Origin of the sequence: Mesorhizobium sp. 131-2-1 (assembly GCF_016756535.1) — a bacterium.
GTDB lineage: Bacteria > Pseudomonadota > Alphaproteobacteria > Rhizobiales > Rhizobiaceae > Mesorhizobium.
Genome location: NZ_AP023247.1, coordinates 3,184,204 through 3,199,906, shown reverse-complemented (window position 1 = coordinate 3,199,906; position 15,703 = coordinate 3,184,204). Strand labels below are relative to the sequence as shown.

General features: G+C 65.0%; 13 protein-coding genes. 4 read left to right on the top strand and 9 right to left on the bottom strand.

From position 1 onward, the window contains the following. Window positions 1–68 precede the first annotated feature (68 nt). The 6 genes from scpB to JG743_RS15300 form a co-directional block, all read right to left on the bottom strand. On the bottom strand, window positions 69–824 hold the full coding sequence (gene scpB, locus JG743_RS15325) for an SMC-Scp complex subunit ScpB (RefSeq protein WP_202301944.1): 756 nt from the start codon (window positions 822–824) through the stop codon (window positions 69–71). Next, window positions 821–1,621, bottom strand: coding sequence for a segregation and condensation protein A (locus JG743_RS15320; protein ID WP_202302640.1), 801 nt, complete (start codon window positions 1,619–1,621; stop codon window positions 821–823). Before JG743_RS15320 ends, scpB begins: the two co-directional genes overlap by 4 nt. 60 nt (window positions 1,622–1,681) lie before the next feature. Then, window positions 1,682–2,701: a beta-N-acetylhexosaminidase gene (gene nagZ / locus JG743_RS15315; RefSeq protein ID WP_202301942.1), complete on the bottom strand. Its 1,020-nt coding sequence runs from the start codon at window positions 2,699–2,701 to the stop codon at window positions 1,682–1,684. Window positions 2,702–2,834: 133 nt separating this feature from the next. Further along, window positions 2,835–6,233 carry an SPOR domain-containing protein gene (locus tag JG743_RS15310; protein ID WP_202301940.1) on the bottom strand — a complete coding sequence of 1,133 codons (3,399 nt, stop codon included), beginning with the start codon at window positions 6,231–6,233 and terminating at the stop codon, window positions 2,835–2,837. 103 nt (window positions 6,234–6,336) lie between these two features. Further along, on the bottom strand, window positions 6,337–8,094 hold the full coding sequence (argS, locus tag JG743_RS15305) for an arginine--tRNA ligase (RefSeq protein WP_202301938.1): 1,758 nt from the start codon (window positions 8,092–8,094) through the stop codon (window positions 6,337–6,339). Window positions 8,095–8,156: 62 nt separating this feature from the next. Then, window positions 8,157–9,380 (bottom strand): deoxyguanosinetriphosphate triphosphohydrolase, encoded by a 1,224-nt coding sequence (locus JG743_RS15300; RefSeq protein WP_202301936.1) that lies wholly within the window; start codon window positions 9,378–9,380, stop codon window positions 8,157–8,159. A 68-nt stretch (window positions 9,381–9,448) separates the two neighbouring features. Here JG743_RS15300 and erpA point away from each other — a divergent pair, with 68 nt between their 5' ends. The 4 genes from erpA (at window position 9,449) to JG743_RS15280 (ending at window position 11,420) form a co-directional block, all read left to right on the top strand. Then, window positions 9,449–9,796 carry an iron-sulfur cluster insertion protein ErpA gene (erpA, locus tag JG743_RS15295; RefSeq protein WP_202301934.1) on the top strand — a complete coding sequence of 116 codons (348 nt, stop codon included), beginning with the start codon at window positions 9,449–9,451 and terminating at the stop codon, window positions 9,794–9,796. 10 nt (window positions 9,797–9,806) lie between these two features. Then, window positions 9,807–10,199, top strand: coding sequence for a VOC family protein (locus JG743_RS15290; RefSeq protein ID WP_202301932.1), 393 nt, complete (start codon window positions 9,807–9,809; stop codon window positions 10,197–10,199). 9 nt (window positions 10,200–10,208) lie between these two features. Next, window positions 10,209–11,003: an exodeoxyribonuclease III gene (xth, locus tag JG743_RS15285; RefSeq protein ID WP_202301930.1), complete on the top strand. Its 795-nt coding sequence runs from the start codon at window positions 10,209–10,211 to the stop codon at window positions 11,001–11,003. Between the two features lie 63 nt (window positions 11,004–11,066). Next, window positions 11,067–11,420 (top strand): hypothetical protein, encoded by a 354-nt coding sequence (locus JG743_RS15280; protein ID WP_202301928.1) that lies wholly within the window; start codon window positions 11,067–11,069, stop codon window positions 11,418–11,420. Window positions 11,421–11,450: 30 nt separating this feature from the next. Here the strand turns inward: JG743_RS15280 and JG743_RS15275 are convergent, their stop codons facing one another. From JG743_RS15275 to JG743_RS15265, 3 genes are all read right to left on the bottom strand, one after another. After that, a complete protein-coding gene (locus JG743_RS15275) occupies window positions 11,451–12,278 on the bottom strand; it encodes a tetratricopeptide repeat protein (RefSeq protein ID WP_202301926.1) in 828 nt (275 codons plus the stop codon). Continuing rightward, complete coding sequence (gene ilvD, locus JG743_RS15270) at window positions 12,265–13,989, bottom strand: dihydroxy-acid dehydratase (protein ID WP_202301924.1); 1,725 nt, start codon at window positions 13,987–13,989, stop codon at window positions 12,265–12,267. The genes JG743_RS15275 and ilvD overlap by 14 nt, the downstream gene beginning before the upstream one ends. A gap of 290 nt (window positions 13,990–14,279) precedes the next feature. Next, window positions 14,280–15,491: an OmpP1/FadL family transporter gene (locus JG743_RS15265; protein ID WP_202301922.1), complete on the bottom strand. Its 1,212-nt coding sequence runs from the start codon at window positions 15,489–15,491 to the stop codon at window positions 14,280–14,282. Window positions 15,492–15,703: the final 212 nt, after the last annotated feature.

The window sequence follows — 15,703 nt, the reverse complement described above, 5'->3', positions numbered from 1 at the left end:
GGCAACGCGCCCCGCTACCAATCGGCGCATCTACCGCTGGAAGGCCGTTTTTGACAGCGGCTGACGGGTCAATCTTCCGTGACGCGTGGCGTCAAAAGGCCGAGTTCCTCGAGGTCGATGTCGGTCAATTCATCCTCGTCCTCGGTCAGCGCGTCAGGGTCGGACGGTGGCAGCGGCACGGAGAAATTCGACGGCATGCGCGTTGAAAGCAACCCGGCGCCTTTCAGTTCCTCCATGCCGGGAAGATCGCGGATCTCCTCCAGCGCGAAATGATCGAGGAAGGCGTCCGTCGTGCCGTAGGTAACGGGACGGCCGGGTGTGCGGCGACGGCCGCGCATCCTGATCCATTCCGTCTCCATCAGCGTGTCGAGCGTGCCTTTCGAGGTTTCGACGCCCCTGATGTCCTCGATCTCGGCCCGCGTCACCGGCTGGTGGTAGGCGATGATCGCCAGCACTTCGAGCGCCGCGCGGGAGAGCTTCCTTTGCTGGACTGTGTCGCGGCTCATCAGGAAGGCGAGATCGCCGGCGGTGCGGAAGGCCCAGGCATCGCCGACACGCACCAGATTGACGCCGCGCCTGGCATAGATCTGCTGCAGATCGGCCATCGCCGCGGCAATGTTGATGCCGTCCGGCAGGCGGGCCGCCAGCTGCCTTTCGCTGACCGGCTCGGCGCTGGCGAAGATGATCGCCTCGGCCATGCGCACGGCTTCCGCAAGAAGCAGCCGCTCGGCCGGGTTCTCGACCGAACCCTGCTCGACCGCAGCTTCCTCCGCCTCGTCGTCGACCTTGAACGGAATGACCGAAGCGTTAGCGCGTTCGCTCATGCTACCACCTCGACTGCCTTTATGCCTTGCGCACGGCCGCGCAGATAGATCGGCGCGAACACCTGGTCCTGCCGCATGTCAAACTTGCCTTCGCGTACCAGTTCGAGCGTCGCGGCGAAGGAACTGGCGACCGCCGTACGCCGCTCTTCCGGAGTGGCGAGATACGCGATCAGGAAACTGTCCAGCGCCGTCCAGTCGCTGAGCGAACCGACCAGCCTGTTCAGGATGTCGCGCGCGTCCTTGAGCGACCACACGGCACGCCTGGCGATCGTCACGTTGTTGATCGCCTGCTTCTGGCGCTGCTGAGCGTAGGCGGTGAGCAGATCGTAGAGCGAGGCGGAGTACGCGTTGCGCTTCTCGATGATGACCATTTCCGGCATGCCGCGCGCGAACACGTCGCGGCCGAGCCGATTGCGGTTGACCAGCCTGGCCGAAGCATCGCGCATCGCCTCCAGCCGTTTCAGCCGGAACTGCAGCACCGCCGCCAGTTCCTCGCCGCTTTCGCCCTCTTCGCCCGGCTGCTTGGGGATCAGAAGCTTCGACTTCAGGAAAGCAAGCCAAGCCGCCATCACCAGATAGTCCGCGGCAAGCTCCAGCCTCAGCGCCCTCACCTTCTCGACGAAAGCCAGATACTGCTCGGCCAGTGCCAGGATCGATATGCGAGCCAAATCGACCTTCTGGTTGCGCGCCAGGTGCAGGAGAAGATCGAGCGGGCCCTCGAAGCCGGCGACGTCGACGACCAGCGACGGGTCGCCGGTGACGCGTGAATCGTCGTTCTTGGCCCACAGACGGTCCATCGGTGCAGCCTTCGCGGCCTTGCTGTCCAATGTTTCCGCCACTGCCCCTATCTTCCTCTGTCAGGCCACCGCGTCGAAATAGGTGGCAAACTCAGCGCGTATTTCGGTCTCGTTCGCGAGGTCACGATCCTTAATATAGGTCAGCGCCCGCTCGGCGCGCTCGAGCGACTTGCCCGCAAGCGCCGTAGTGCGTGACGCGATCCCCGACATTTCCTCGAAAACCCCGTTGCAGTGAAGGACGAGATCGCAGCCCGCCGCAAGGATTGCCGCCGCCTTTGCCGGGAAATCCCCAGAAAGTGCCCTCATCGAGGTGTCATCGCTCATCAGCAGCCCGTCGAAGCCGATCTCGCCGCGGATGATGTCGTTGACCACCCTCGCCGAGGTCGTCGCCGGGTTCTCCGGATCGACGGCGCTGTAGACGACATGCGCCGTCATCGCCATCGGCAAATGGTTGAGCGCCTTGAACGGAGCGAAATCATGGCTGCGCAGCTCGCTGAGCGGCGTATCGACCGTCGGCAGCTCGAAATGGGTGTCGGCAAAGGCCCGTCCATGCCCCGGAATGTGCTTCATCACCGGCAGCACGCCGCCCGACATCAGCCCCTCCGCCGCGGCGCGGCCAAGCTCGATCACGGCGCCCGGCTCCTTGCCGTAGGCGCGCGCGCCGATGACGTCGCTGGCGCCTTCCACCGGCACGTCGAGCACCGGCAGGCAATCGGCGGTAATGCCATGGCGAAGAAGGTCGAAAGCATGCAGCCGCGCCATCAGCCAGGCGGCACGGCGGCCGGCGTCGCGGTCGTTGCGCCACAGCGCGCCAAGCGCTCCGCCTGCCGGATAGTTCGGCGCCAGCGGCGGCCGCAGGCGCTGCACCCGTCCGCCCTCCTGGTCGATGAACACCGGGGCGTCCGGGCGCCCGACGGCATCGCGCATCGAGGCTACGAGATCGCGGATCTGCTCGGTCTCGCCGACATTGCGGGCAAACAGGATGAAACCCCAGGGCCGCTCGCCGCCATAGAAGCGGATTTCCTCCGGGGTGAGCGATTTCCCGGCGCAGCCCAGGATCATGGATTTTGATTCGGTCATGCCTTGGAGCTTAGGGCTTCGCGCGGACAAAGGGAATCACCCCGCCTGCCATGCGGTCGACGGCCCGATCCCGGTCCACAAAAAACCGGCGCGGCCCTGCGGCCGCGCCGGTTCTGATTGGCTGTGACCTGGCTCAGCGCGACACGAAGCAGTTGCCGCCGGCCGCCTTGTAGCTGGTGCACAGGTTGATCGCGTCGTTGCGCGACTGCGCCGGCACACGGACGCGGTAGAAGGTGCCTTTGCCGGCAATCTCGGCCTTGACGATGTTGGCGGTGCGGCCCGACAGCACGCTGCCGTAGCGGCGCTGCAGGTCCTGGTAGGTCGACTGCGCGCTTTCAACCGTCGGCTGCGAGGCGATCTGCATCGACCACGAACCACCGCCTGCCGCTGCCGCGCTCGGCGAAATGGAGGCGACCTGGTCCGGCTTGACCTCGCCGACCACATCGACCGGCTGGTCGGACGGGCGCTGCGGCGCCACCGGAACCGTGGCCGGCGTGTTGGCCGACTGGGTGTGGGTGGTCTGAGTCTTGGCCTCAGCCTTCGCCTCGGCCTTCGGCGCCTCGGCCGGCTTGAGCGGCTCTGCGGCCTCGGTCTGGTCGGCGCTGGCGACCTGGTCGGTCGGCAGATCGCTTGCCTGATCGGTTGCCGGCGCCACGGTGCCGGTCTGCTCGGCGCCGGCCTGCGCCGCAGGGGCGACATGCTGCGGCGCCGGATCGGCCGGTTCGGCGGCAGCGACCTGCGGGGCAGCCTCAGGTGCAGGATCTTCGCGTGCAACCAGCGAGCCATCGGGCTTGACCATCATGGTCCTGACCTTGCGCGGCGCGACGGCGACGACTTCCGGGTTGGTCCCCTTGTCGGCTTCCTGCAGGACCTGGGCTATGCGATCCTCGGATTTCGGCGCCGGAGCCGGCGCCGCATCGGTATTGCCCGGCACGTCCACGCCCGGCATCACGGTTGCGGCGGCATTGCCCCCAGCGTCCGTGCCCGAAGCGGCGTTGGTATCGGCGGGCGAAAGATCGACAACGCGGCTCTCCGGCTCCTTGGCTTTCACGTCCACCGGCTCTTCGCTGTTGGTGACCAGCTTCTCCTGCACCGGCTCGGCCGGCTTGGTGCCCTTGACGACCGCGTCATAGACCTTGCTGTCCTGGTTCGGCACCACTGTGCCGCCCGGGTTCTCCGGCTTGACCTTGATCGGCGTGTTGTCGGCCTTGACGATAACGGGCGCCTCACTGACGCCCTTGCCACCGAAGGACAAGGCAAAGGCGCCAATACCGCCCGCCAGAGCCACGGCACCGACAACGGCGGCGACCAGCAGGCCGCGGCCACGTGGCCTTGCGGCCTCGCGCTCGGCAAGGCCCGGCACCGCCATCTCCTGGTCCAGCTCGGGATCGTAGTCGAGTTCGTCGACGGCGAATTCGTCGGCCTGCGAGACCGGGCGGCTGCCGGGCAGGTCGTCCATGTCGAAGCCGCTTGTCGCGGCAGCCTGGGACGCCGGCGCCGGGGCAGCCGACATTTCGGCCGGCTTCGCCGCCGCATAGGCGCGCGCTTCGCCGTGATCGTAGCCCGGCTTGAACCCGGCGCTGTAACTGTCGTCCTCATAAGCGGCTCGAGCCGGTGCCGGTGTCGGCGCGACCTCGACTGCGTTCATCTCATTCAACAGACCGGCAAACTCGGCGTCGAGATCGTCATAGGCCGGCGCCGCGAGCTTTTCTTCCTCGAAGTCCAGTTCGGGGATATCGAGGTCGTCGGCAAGTGCCACCACACGCTCCGGCACGTCGACCGTCTCGACGTCGGGCATCTCGTCATAGGCCTGCTGATGGTCCGGCTGTGCGGGCTCGGGCTCGGCGTAGATCGGAACGTCCTCCACGACCGGCTCCTGCCGGTATGAGGGCGCGGTCGACACCGGCGCCACTGACGCCATCGGCTGGGCCGTGAATGAAGCCTGAGCGGGTGCCGCCACCGGGGTCACGCGGCTCCACGACCGCTCCGGTTCGGGCGGGGTCGAGCGCAGCCAGTCCTGCGAACCCGACGCCGGCGCCACAGCATGGCCAGGCTCCCTATCGCCCTCGATGCCCCTGGCAAAGGCCGCATCGAACGCGTCGTCGTCGAAATCTATGTCTGGCGCGGCAGCCTCGGCCGGTGCGGCCTGCTGCTCATCGAGGTTCCAGTCGAGGTCGGCCGCCGCCTGCTGGACGGTGGGCTTCTCGACCACTGGCTGACGGATGGGTTCGGGTTCCCTGGCAACAGGAATCGGCCGGCTCATGGCGCCGAGCAGCGCATTGAGCTCATCCTCCAGGCTGCGCTCATCGGCTGCAGCGACCGGCTTCGGCGGTTCGACCGTGGCGACGACGGGCGCGATCGGTGCGACTGCGGCGACGACAGGTGCAACGGGGGCGACTGCTGCGGCAGCGATTTCAGCGGCCGGCTGTTCGACCTCTTCGGCCGGCAGGTCATCGATATCAAGCTCGAAATGGTCGTCGAAGGCTTCCTGCGCGAGAAGCTCAGGGGCATCCTCGTTCGTATCGGCGACGTAGGCGGCCTCGGCCGGCGCTTCGACAGTTACCGGCTCTTCGGCCAGCGCATCATCGGCCCCGAGTTCGAAATCGTCATCGAAGGCTTCCTGCACGGCAAGCTCGGGCACATCCATCTCGGCGGCACGGGCGGGCTCGGCCGGCGCTTCAACGGCCGACGGCGCCTCGATCTCGACCGGCTCTTCAGCCTGCACGTCGAAATCCATCTCGACATCGGCCAGCGTCTCGTCGAAATGACCGGCAAAGTCCTGCTCAGGCACCGCATGGTCAGCCACAGCCTGCACGGGCGCGGGATGCTTGGCAACGGCCGGGGCGACATGATCGTCCGCCGCCAGATGGCTGTCGAGCGTCAGTTCATCCTCGAGCGACAGGGAAGCGGCATTGTCGAAATCGTCTTCGAAAGCGGTTTCGCCCGCCGGCGCCGCAATCTCTGCGGCAGGGAGGTCGACCGCCTCGACGGCATGATCGTCGAGCTGGAATTCCCGATCGAGCGACGCCGCAAGCTCGTCGTCCATCGGCAGATCGTCCTCGAGCGGCGAGACGTCATCGAGCGAGCTGGCGACCGCCTGACTGAAATCCTCATCGAAGGCCGCTTCGAACTGCGGTTCCGCATCGACCTGCGGCGCCGCCGCAGCCTCTACCGCGGGCACGGCGGCGAAATGATGGTCCTCGATATCGTCGAACACGAAATCCTGGTCGAGCGAAGCGGCAAGCTCGTCGTCCAGAGCATCGGGGGCGGCAGCTTCGAAAGCCGGCTCCGGCGGCGGCGCGATGGCGGCGCTCTCCTCTGCGCCGAACTCGCCCATCAGCTCTTTCTCGAGGTCGATGTCGAAATCGCCCTCCGCGGCAGGTTGATTGGCGGGCGCAGCCGTCTGGACAGGCGCCTGCGGCTTTACCGGCTGGCGCGGGTCGAAACCCATGATCCTGGTCAGTTCCGCAAACGGATCGTCGTCAGCGATGTCGTTGCGATCGGCTACTTTCAGCTGGGTTCTGTCTGCCATTATTGTTCCCGAACTCGCACACATTCGGACGCCATGGACGTCGCGCAGGGTTGGCCCTTACCAGCGCAATGTGGGCAAAAGGTGACAGGTTTTTTAGTCAAACCTAACGCATCTCGGTGGGCGCATCCGCCCCTATCAGCGTCAGGCCGGACGTCAAAACGTCCGAAACGGCCTGCACCAGCCCTAGTCTGGCATACGTCAATTGTCGGTCGTTAACCTTAACAAAACGTAAGTCGGGATTGTCGGTCCCCCGGTTCCAGTGCCCATGGAAGCTGGAAGCCAGATCGTAGAGGTAGAATGCCAGCCTGTGCGGCTCCAATGCAAGAGCCGCGGATTCGATTAGCCTGGGATATTCAGCTAGCTTCCGGATCAGGCCGATTTCGCCCTCGTCGGTCAGCGAAGCCACCGACGCCGTCAGCCGGCTTCGGTCGAAACTGGCTTCGCCGAGCTGCTCGCTCGCCTGGCGGAACACCGAGTGGCAGCGCGCCGAGGCGTACTGCACGTAGAACACCGGATTGTCCTTCGACTGCTCGGTCACCTTGGCGAAGTCGAAATCGAGCGGCGCGTCGTTCTTGCGGTAGAGCATCATGAAGCGGATCGGATCGCGGCCGACCTCTTCGACCACCTCGCGCAGCGTGATGAAATCGCCGGAGCGCTTCGACATTCGGACTGGCTCGCCGTCGCGGAACAGTTTCACCAGCTGGCAAAGCAGCACGGTGAGCTTCACCTCGTCGCCGGCGATGGCCCGGGCGACCGCTTCCAGCCGCTTGACGTAACCGCCATGGTCGGCGCCCAGCACATAGATCAGGTCGACGAAGCCGCGCTCGACCTTGTCCTTGAGGTAGGCGACATCGGCGGCGAAATAGGTGAAGGAGCCGTCCGACTTGACCAGCGCCCGGTCCATGTCGTCGCCAACGGCCGTCGAGCGGAACAGGGTCTGCTCGCGGTCTTCCCAGTCGTCCGGCTTCTCGCCCTTGGGCGGCGGCAGCTTGCCCTTGTAGATATGGCCCTTCAGCGTCAGGTCGGCGATCGCCGAGCGGATCTTCTTGGCATGGTCGGCGTGCAGCGTGCGCTCGGAGAAGAAGACGTCGTGATGCACGTTGAGCAGCGCCAGATCCTCGCGGATCATCGCCATCATCGCGTCGATCGTGCGATCCTTGACGATGGCCAGCGCCTCGTCTTCCGGCATCTGCAGCAGCTTGCCGCCGAATTCCTTTACCAGCGCCTGGCCGACCGGAACGAGATAGTCGCCCGGATAGAGCCCGGGCGGGATCTCGCCGATTGCCTCGCCGAGCGCCTCGCGGTAGCGCAGCAGGGCCGAACGGCCGAGCACGTCGATCTGCGAGCCGGCGTCGTTGATGACATATTCCTTGGTGACGTCGTAGCCGGCAAAGGCCATCAGGTTGGCGAGGGTGTCGCCGACCACCGCGCCACGGCAATGGCCGACATGCATCGGGCCGGTCGGATTGGCCGAGACGTACTCGACGTTGGCCTTGCGGCCGCCGCCGATGGTCGAGCGGCCGTAGTCGCGGCCCTCACCGAGCAAGGCCGCGAGATGGGCCTGCCAGAAACCGTCCTTCAGCCTGAGATTGACGAAGCCGGGACCGGCGACGTCGGCCGCCGCGACGTCGGCATCGCCGCGCAGCGCGTCGGCCAGCCTTTCGGCCAGCGCCCGCGGGTTCTGCCCGGTGGGCTTGGCCAGCACCATTGCGGCGTTGGTGGCGAGGTCGCCGTGGCTGGCGTCGCGCGGCGGCTCGACGGCAATGCGTGAGAGGTCGAGCGGCGCGCCGTCCTTGTCTGTCAGATCAAGCGCTTCGACGGCTTTTATGACTCGCGCGTTGAAATCGGCGAAGATGTTCATTGGGTCTGGCTCTGGCGGCTATGCGGGGGACCGGCTCCTTGGCCGGCAAAATCGCGCTCGCCCTAGCTTAAATCGGGCGTGTGGTCAAACAAGCGCCGGTGTTCCTTCAGCGCATAGGTATCGGTCATGCCTGCCAGGAAATCCGCCACGGCGCGCGCCTTGGTGCGATCCTGCGCTCTGTCCAGCCCTTCACGCCAGCCGTCCGGCATGGCGCGCGGATCGGCGAAATAGACGTCGAACAGGTCGCGCACAATCCGCTCGGCATCGGCGCGCACCCGCATCACCTCGCTGTGCCGATAGAGGTGCTTGTAGAGAAAGGCCTTCAATTCCTTCTCGGCCGCGGCCATGCCGGCGGAGAAGGTCACCATCGTCTCGCCCGCTGCCCGCACCGCATCGGCGCTCCCGGGCTTCAGGCGCTCGAGGTTGGCGTGGGTGGAGGCAATCACATCCTCGACCATCATGGTGATCTGGCGGCGCATCAGCTCGTGGCCAGTGCGCACCCGATCGAGCGCCGGGTAGCGCGCCCGCACGCCGGCCAGGATCGAGCCCGGCAAGGTGACGTCCTCCAGCATGTCGAGCGTCAGGAAGCCCGAGCGCAATCCGTCATCGATGTCATGGGTGTTGTAGGCGATGTCGTCGGCGATCGCCGCGCATTGCGCCTCGATGCCGGCGAACCGGTCGAGTTCGAGATCGTGCAATTGCGAATAGTCGCCGATCGCCTGCGGCACCGGGCCCTTCAATCCCTGCCCTTTCGCATCGGTCAGCGGCCCATTGTGCTTGACCAGCCCCTCCAGCGTCTCCCAGGTGAGGTTCAGCCCGTCGAACTCGGCATAGCGCCGCTCCAGCCGCGTCACCACGCGCAGCGACTGCGCGTTGTGGTCGAAGCCGCCCCAGGCGGCCATCTTCTCGTTCAGCGCGTCCTCGCCGGTATGGCCGAAGGGCGTGTGGCCGAAATCGTGCACCAGCGCCACCGCTTCGGCCAGATCCTCGTCGCCGCGCAGCGCCCGCGCCAAGGCGCGGGCGATCTGCGCCACCTCGATCGAATGCGTCAGCCTTGTGCGATAGTGATCGCCTTCATGGGCGACGAACACCTGTGTCTTGTGCTTCAGGCGGCGAAAGGCGGTCGAGTGGATGATGCGGTCGCGATCGCGCTGGAAGGGCGTGCGGGTCGGGCTTTCCGCTTCCTCGAACAATCGGCCGCGCGAATGCGAGGGATCGCTGGCATAGGCGGCGCGCGGCCGGTAGCCGAACCCTATGTCGCCGAGAGCATCCTGCCGCTCTACCATTACCCACCAGTTGACTTGGCCCCGCCCGCTTCATACCTATCATATGAAACCGAAAGCAAGGTGACGCCATGGGCGCCGATGCCAAGACTGCCATGAAGGTCGAAATGACCGACGCCGCCGCGAGAAGGATCGCCACGATCGTTTCCGGCGAGCCGGGCAAGACGGCGCTGCGCGTCTCGGTCGAGGGCGGCGGCTGCTCCGGCTTTTCCTACAAGTTCGATCTGGTCGACACGCGCAACGACGACGACGTCTCCATCGAGAAGGACGGCGCCACCGTCCTGATCGACGACCTGTCGCTGGTCTATATGGGCGGCTCCGTGATCGACTTCGTCGACGACCTGATGGGCCAGTCGTTCCAGATCAGGAACCCCAATGCCGTGGCCTCTTGCGGCTGCGGCACCAGCTTCTCAGTCTAGCTGAAATCCGATGCCTGGCGTCGGCGCGGTCCGTCAGGTCGCGCTCTCGGCCGGGCGCGATCTCGACACGACGCTGGCCTTCTGGCGTGACGTTCTCGGCATGGGCGTGCATGCGCGCTATGATCCGCCTGGCATCGCCTTCATCATGGCCGGCGCCGTGCGCCTGTTCTTCACCGACGGCATACCGGCGGGCACCGTCTATCTCGACATTGTCGGCCTCGAAGCCTTCCATGCGCGAGCGAAGGCCCTGGGCATTCCCTTCACTGCACCGCCGGCGCTCGTCCATCGCGACACCGAAGGCCAATTCGGCCCGGCAGGGGAAAGCGAATGGATGGCCTTTCTAAAGGACCCGGCAGGCAATACGATCGGCCTCGTCGAACGCCTTCCGTCCGAAGATTCCTAAGGGCAGCTCATGAAAATCGTCACCTGGAACATCAACGGCGTTCGCGCCCGCATCGGCAACCTCACCCACTGGCTGACTGAAAGCGCGCCGGACATCGTCTGCCTGCAGGAGATCAAGTCCGTCGACGAGCAGTTCCCGCGCGCTGAAGTCGAAGCGCTCGGCTACAATGTCGAGACCCATGGCCAGAAGGGCTTCAACGGCGTCGCCATCCTGTCGAAGCTGCGCTTCGATGAGGTCATCAGAGGCCTGCCCGGCGATGACGAGGACGAGCAGGCGCGCTTCATCGAAGGCGTGTTCTCGACCGACAAGGGTGCGCTGCGTGTCGCCTCGCTCTATCTGCCGAACGGCAACCCGATCGATGACGAGAAGAAGTTTTCCTACAAGCTGTCCTGGATGGCGCGGCTTGAGAAGTGGGCGCAAGAACGGCTCCGGCTCGAGGAGGCGCTGGTGCTGGCCGGCGACTACAATGTCATCCCCGAAGCCGTCGATGCGAGGTTCCCGGAGAACTGGCTGGGCGATGCGCTGTTCCAGCCGCAGACCCGGCAGGCCTTCCGCCGGCTGAAGAACCTCGGCTTCACCGAAGCGGTGCGCGCCGTCACCGATTCTTCCGATGTCTATACGTTCTGGGACTATCAGGCCGGCGCCTGGCAGAAGAACAACGGCATCCGCATCGACCATCTGCTTTTGTCGCCGGAAGCCGCCAACCGCTTTTCCGCGGCCTCGGTCGAAAAGCATGTCCGCGCCTGGGAAAAGCCCTCCGACCACGTGCCGGTGGCGATAGAGCTGGCGCTGCAGCCGGCCTGACCGGCTCGCCCCCTCAAACGGACCTCTTATCGCCACAAATCCGGCGTTTGATGCACGGATATCATGGTGGCCGGGGGTTCCATGACCGTCGGATTTTCTGTTTGCCCAATTACCTGCGGGCTTGCGATGGCAACAGCCACGCTTGCGATGGCAATCGCGGCGCTTGCGACGGCGATTGCCACGCCAGTTCTGGCCGCGCAGGAATGCCTGGCCAACGGTAAGTCCTTCCAGGTCGGCCAGGTCGCCTGCCTGACCATTGCCGGCGAGAGCCACCTCGCCCGCTGCGAGATGGTGCTCAACAACACCTCCTGGACGAAGATCCACGACGACTGCCCGGGCAAGACCCCGCCGGTCACGACCACGCCGATCTCGACGCCCGCGCCAAACATGGTGCCGACGGAACCGACCGAGAACTGATTTTCTGGAGTAACGTGGCAGCGGTGCGGCCTACTGGTCGCCGTTGTTGCCCTTGGTGAGGATATCGTCGGCCAGCGAAATCGCCGTGCGGCGGTCGGCCTCGCCGGCAGCGGCAAAAGCCTCTTCCTGCATGCTGCGGATCCACGGCTGGTCGGCCGGTGCGGCGCGTTCGAGTGCTGCCGTCATCATGGCTAGGCCGCGCACCACCTTGCCGCTCTGGAACAGGAGATTGCCGAGCGTCGCCTGCGCGCCGGCATGGCCCTTCTCAGCTGCCAGCTGCAGCCAGCGCCCGGCCTGCTTGACGCTTGCCTTGACGCCGCCCTCGCCCTTCAGGAACATCTGCCCGATCTCGAACTGGGCGTTCGGATTGCGGTAATTGGCGGCCGCGCGCATGTAGTATTCCTGCGCCGCGACCTCGTTCTCGGTGACCGGGCTGCCGGGTATGCCCTTGCGCAGGTAATCGCCGAGCGCCACCAGCGCGTCGGAGACATAGCTCTCCTCCGGCGATCCGGGCTCGACGTCCTGGTCGACGATCTCCGAGAAGAACTTGAAGGCCGCATAGTCGTCGCGCGCCACGCCGTCGCCTTCGGCATACATGCGCGCGAGCTTCCAGGTAGCGCCGATCTGGCCGTTCTCGGCGGCGTATTTATAGGCCTCGACCGCCTGGTCCTTGTGGCCGTTCTTGTAGGCGGAAAAGCCGAACTGGAACACCGCCCACGGGCTGGACTGCGGCTTCACGCCGGTCTTGTCGTCGAACACCTTGTCGTCGAAGGCCATGGCCTGGCCTACGGCGTCAAAGATCGCAACAGCGACCAGTGCCGGAAGGACAGACGACCTCAACAACTCAGATATCCGCATAGCAATGTGTTTCTTTCGCACCGCCGGGATGGGTGACCGCGCCGTCGCGGGCAGGCCCTACCGTCTGTGCATATTTCCAGATCGCGCCAGACTGGTAGTCGGTCGTGCGCGCCTTCCATGTCTTTGCCCTTGCCGCCAGTTCGGCGTCGGACAGCGCCACCTCGATCGTGCCGTTGACCGCATCAATCGAGATCACGTCGCCGTCCTTGATGAGCCCGATCGGACCGCCAACGGCCGCCTCCGGCCCGACATGGCCGATGCAGAAGCCGCGCGTCGCGCCCGAGAACCGTCCGTCGGTGATCAGCGCCACCTTGCCGCCCATGCCCTGGCCGTAGAGAGCCGCCGTCGTCGACAGCATCTCCCGCATGCCCGGACCACCGCGCGGCCCTTCGTAGCGGATGACGAGAACCTCGCCTTCCTTGTAGTTGCGCTGCGTGACCGCTTCGAAGCACTCCTCTTCCGAATCGAAGCAACGCGCCGGACCCGAGAATTTCAGTTCCGACATGCCCGCGACCTTCACGATCGCGCCTTCGGGGGCAAGGTTGCCCTTCAGGCCCACGACACCGCCTGTCTTGGTGATTGGCCGGTTGGCGGGACGGACCACATCCTGGCTGTCATTCCAGGCAACATGCTGCATGTTTTCGGCCAAAGTACGGCCGGTCACGGTCATGCAATCGCCATGCAGGTAGCCATGGTCGAGCAGCGTCTTCATCAGCAGCGGAATGCCGCCGGCCTCGAACATGTCCTTGGCGACATATTTGCCGCCGGGCTTGAGATCGGCGATGTAGGGCGTCTTCTCGAAGATCGCGGCGACGTCGAAGAGGTCGAACTTGATCCCGGCCTCATGCGCGATGGCCGGCAGGTGCAGCGCCGCATTGGTCGAGCCGCCGGTGGCCGACACCACGGTCGCCGCGTTCTCCAGCGACTTCAGCGTGACGATGTCGCGCGGCCGGATGTTTTTGGCGATCAGCTCCATGACCTTTTCGCCGGAGGCGAAATTGAAGCGGTCGCGCATCTCGTAGGGCGCCGGTGCGCCGCAGGAATAGGGCAACGCCAGCCCCATCGCCTCGGCGACGGTGGCCATGGTGTTGGCGGTGAACTGGGCGCCGCAGGAGCCGGCCGAGGGACAGGCGGACTGCTCGATCTCGAGCAGCTCGGCATCGCTGATCGTACCAACCGAATGCTGGCCGACCGCCTCGAACACGTCCTGCACGGTGATCTGCCGGCCGCGATAGCTGCCCGGCAGGATCGAACCGCCATAGATGAAGACCGACGGCACGTTGAGGCGGACCATGGCCATCATCATGCCGGGCAACGACTTGTCGCAGCCCGCGAGCCCGACCAGCGCGTCGTAGCAATGGCCGCGCATGGTGAGCTCGACGGAATCGGCGATCACCTCGCGCGACACCAGCGACGACTTCATCCCCTGGTGGCCCATGGCGATGCCGTCGGTGACGGTGATGGTGCAAAATTCGCGCGGCGTGCCGTTGGCGGCAGCCACGCCCTTCTTCACCACCTGCGCCTGGCGCATCAGCGAGATGTTGCAGGGCGCCGCTTCGTTCCAGCAGCTGGCGACACCGACCAAAGGCTGCGCGATCTCGGCCGCCGACAGCCCCATCGCGTAGAGGTACGAGCGATGCGGCGCGCGCGACGGCCCCACGGTCACGTGGCGGCTTGGCAGCTTGGCCTTGGAGATAACTCTGGCGTCCATACTCGTCCTTGCCGCGGGCGGTGCGGCCTGTCCCATCGCCGAGCCTTCTGGCGCGTGTCCCGAGACAATTCGAGGTGCGCCGGGTTTATGGCGGGAAATGGGCAATGTCCCTGGCCGGGACTGTAGCGCGGGGCTTGTTCATAAAGTGTTGCCAAAACGTCACAATCGCGAGGGGCGGCAATTGTGCGGCCTATATGCAACGCAGGCGGTTACGGGCCTCGTCGGCCACTGCCCAGGCAAACGAAAAAGGCCGGGGCATTGCCCGGCCTTTTAGTCGAATTTTCAGATACTTAGAACTTGATCTTGATGCCACCCGAGATCGCCGTGACCAGATCGTTGCCGAAGTCGTAGCTGGCATCGGTGCCCGCCACATAGCCGTTCTCGCCGACCAGCGTGCCCGAATGGCCGCTGGTCATGACGCCGATCGCGCCGGCCAGACGAACCTCGATGTTCGGCTTCGGCGTGTAGGCGACGCCGCCGCCCAATGTCCAGGTATCGGTCTGCGAGCCGTAGCCATGCGAAGTGCCGCGATCCCAGGAAAGCTGACCGGCCGCGGCCCACTCATCGTTGAACTTGTGGCCGATGCCAGCCGTCACCGTCCAGCCATCACGATACATCAGGTCAAGTGAGGTCACTTGTCCCGGGCCGTTCGTGAAGCAAAGTGCAGCTGGAGCAAAAGTCGGGCAAATCGGAACACTCTGCAGCACGCTCCAGTTGACCCACTTGATCGAACCGAAAGCCAGCCAACCGGGCGCTATGCCCGACTGCAATTTCAGTTCCAGCGAGTCCGGCATTGACTCTGATGGGGCATAGATCGCCGTAGAACCTACAGGCGTCGTCAGCGAGCCGGAGATGTTGTCAAGCTTGACTTGCGAGTTGTAGACAAGGCTAGCGCGCAACGCGATATCTGGAATTTCGTACGCGAGCCCGGCTCGCCAGCCCCAACCGCTGCTCGACAGATCGACACGGCCGGTCGCTATAGGGAACAGCGACACCAGACCTTCCTTGAAGCCGTACACTTCCTGATAGAAGACGCCGCCAATGAAACGGAGCTGGCCTTTTCCGGCATCCATCTTATAGGAACAGGTGGCCGCGTAGTTGTCGCTCTTGATATCGGTTTCGATATTGGAGATCGCGCCGTTCCACATGCCGGGTGCTACATGTGCGCCCCAAGGTTGCGAATAGTCGACCATGCAGTCGACGCCTTGCACAACCTGGACCTTGGCTCCGATGCGCGGGACCCAGTAAGGCTCCGCTCCATCGGCCGTGGTGCCCAGGCCGAGGTCGGCCCCGCCCGGACCGCGCGCATTCTTATATTTGCGGTCGGGCATCACATAGGTCGCTTCGGCCTCTGTGGCGAACGGCGACGGATCGAACAGCAGATCGATGTCGTAGCCACCACGCTCCAGGCCGCCCGCACGCGCCGGATGCATAGCCGATCCAATCAAAGCCAACGAAAAGCACCCTGCCCCCAGCAGTGCCTTGAGCCGCAGATTGTTCATGAATTCCTCCCCGAAATACTGGTGCATCAAGCTAGAACCAATTCGGGTTAACGGCGCAACAATGAATTCATGGGGCGTACACGTACACCTTGGCCGGCTGCCTTTTCGGTAAAACGACCAGCCCGCCGCGAGGCCGAAAAATGGCTTTACAGGGGCAACTTCGGCGGGAAAACTCCGCAAAACCTGTCACAAACAGCTCAAAAACAAGCCCT

Coding starts and splice junctions, on each gene's coding strand:
- erpA (WP_202301934.1), top strand. CDS start 9,449: ATGGGCGCCGATGCCAAGACTGCCATGAAGGTCGAAATGACCGACGCC.
- argS (WP_202301938.1), bottom strand. CDS start 8,094: ATGAACATCTTCGCCGATTTCAACGCGCGAGTCATAAAAGCCGTCGAA.
- ilvD (WP_202301924.1), bottom strand. CDS start 13,989: ATGGACGCCAGAGTTATCTCCAAGGCCAAGCTGCCAAGCCGCCACGTG.
- JG743_RS15265 (WP_202301922.1), bottom strand. CDS start 15,491: ATGAACAATCTGCGGCTCAAGGCACTGCTGGGGGCAGGGTGCTTTTCG.
- JG743_RS15300 (WP_202301936.1), bottom strand. CDS start 9,380: ATGGTAGAGCGGCAGGATGCTCTCGGCGACATAGGGTTCGGCTACCGG.
- nagZ (WP_202301942.1), bottom strand. CDS start 2,701: ATGACCGAATCAAAATCCATGATCCTGGGCTGCGCCGGGAAATCGCTC.
- JG743_RS15290 (WP_202301932.1), top strand. CDS start 9,807: ATGCCTGGCGTCGGCGCGGTCCGTCAGGTCGCGCTCTCGGCCGGGCGC.
- scpB (WP_202301944.1), bottom strand. CDS start 824: ATGAGCGAACGCGCTAACGCTTCGGTCATTCCGTTCAAGGTCGACGAC.
- JG743_RS15320 (WP_202302640.1), bottom strand. CDS start 1,621: ATGGACCGTCTGTGGGCCAAGAACGACGATTCACGCGTCACCGGCGAC.
- xth (WP_202301930.1), top strand. CDS start 10,209: ATGAAAATCGTCACCTGGAACATCAACGGCGTTCGCGCCCGCATCGGC.
- JG743_RS15310 (WP_202301940.1), bottom strand. CDS start 6,233: ATGGCAGACAGAACCCAGCTGAAAGTAGCCGATCGCAACGACATCGCT.
- JG743_RS15280 (WP_202301928.1), top strand. CDS start 11,067: ATGGTGGCCGGGGGTTCCATGACCGTCGGATTTTCTGTTTGCCCAATT.
- JG743_RS15275 (WP_202301926.1), bottom strand. CDS start 12,278: ATGCGGATATCTGAGTTGTTGAGGTCGTCTGTCCTTCCGGCACTGGTC.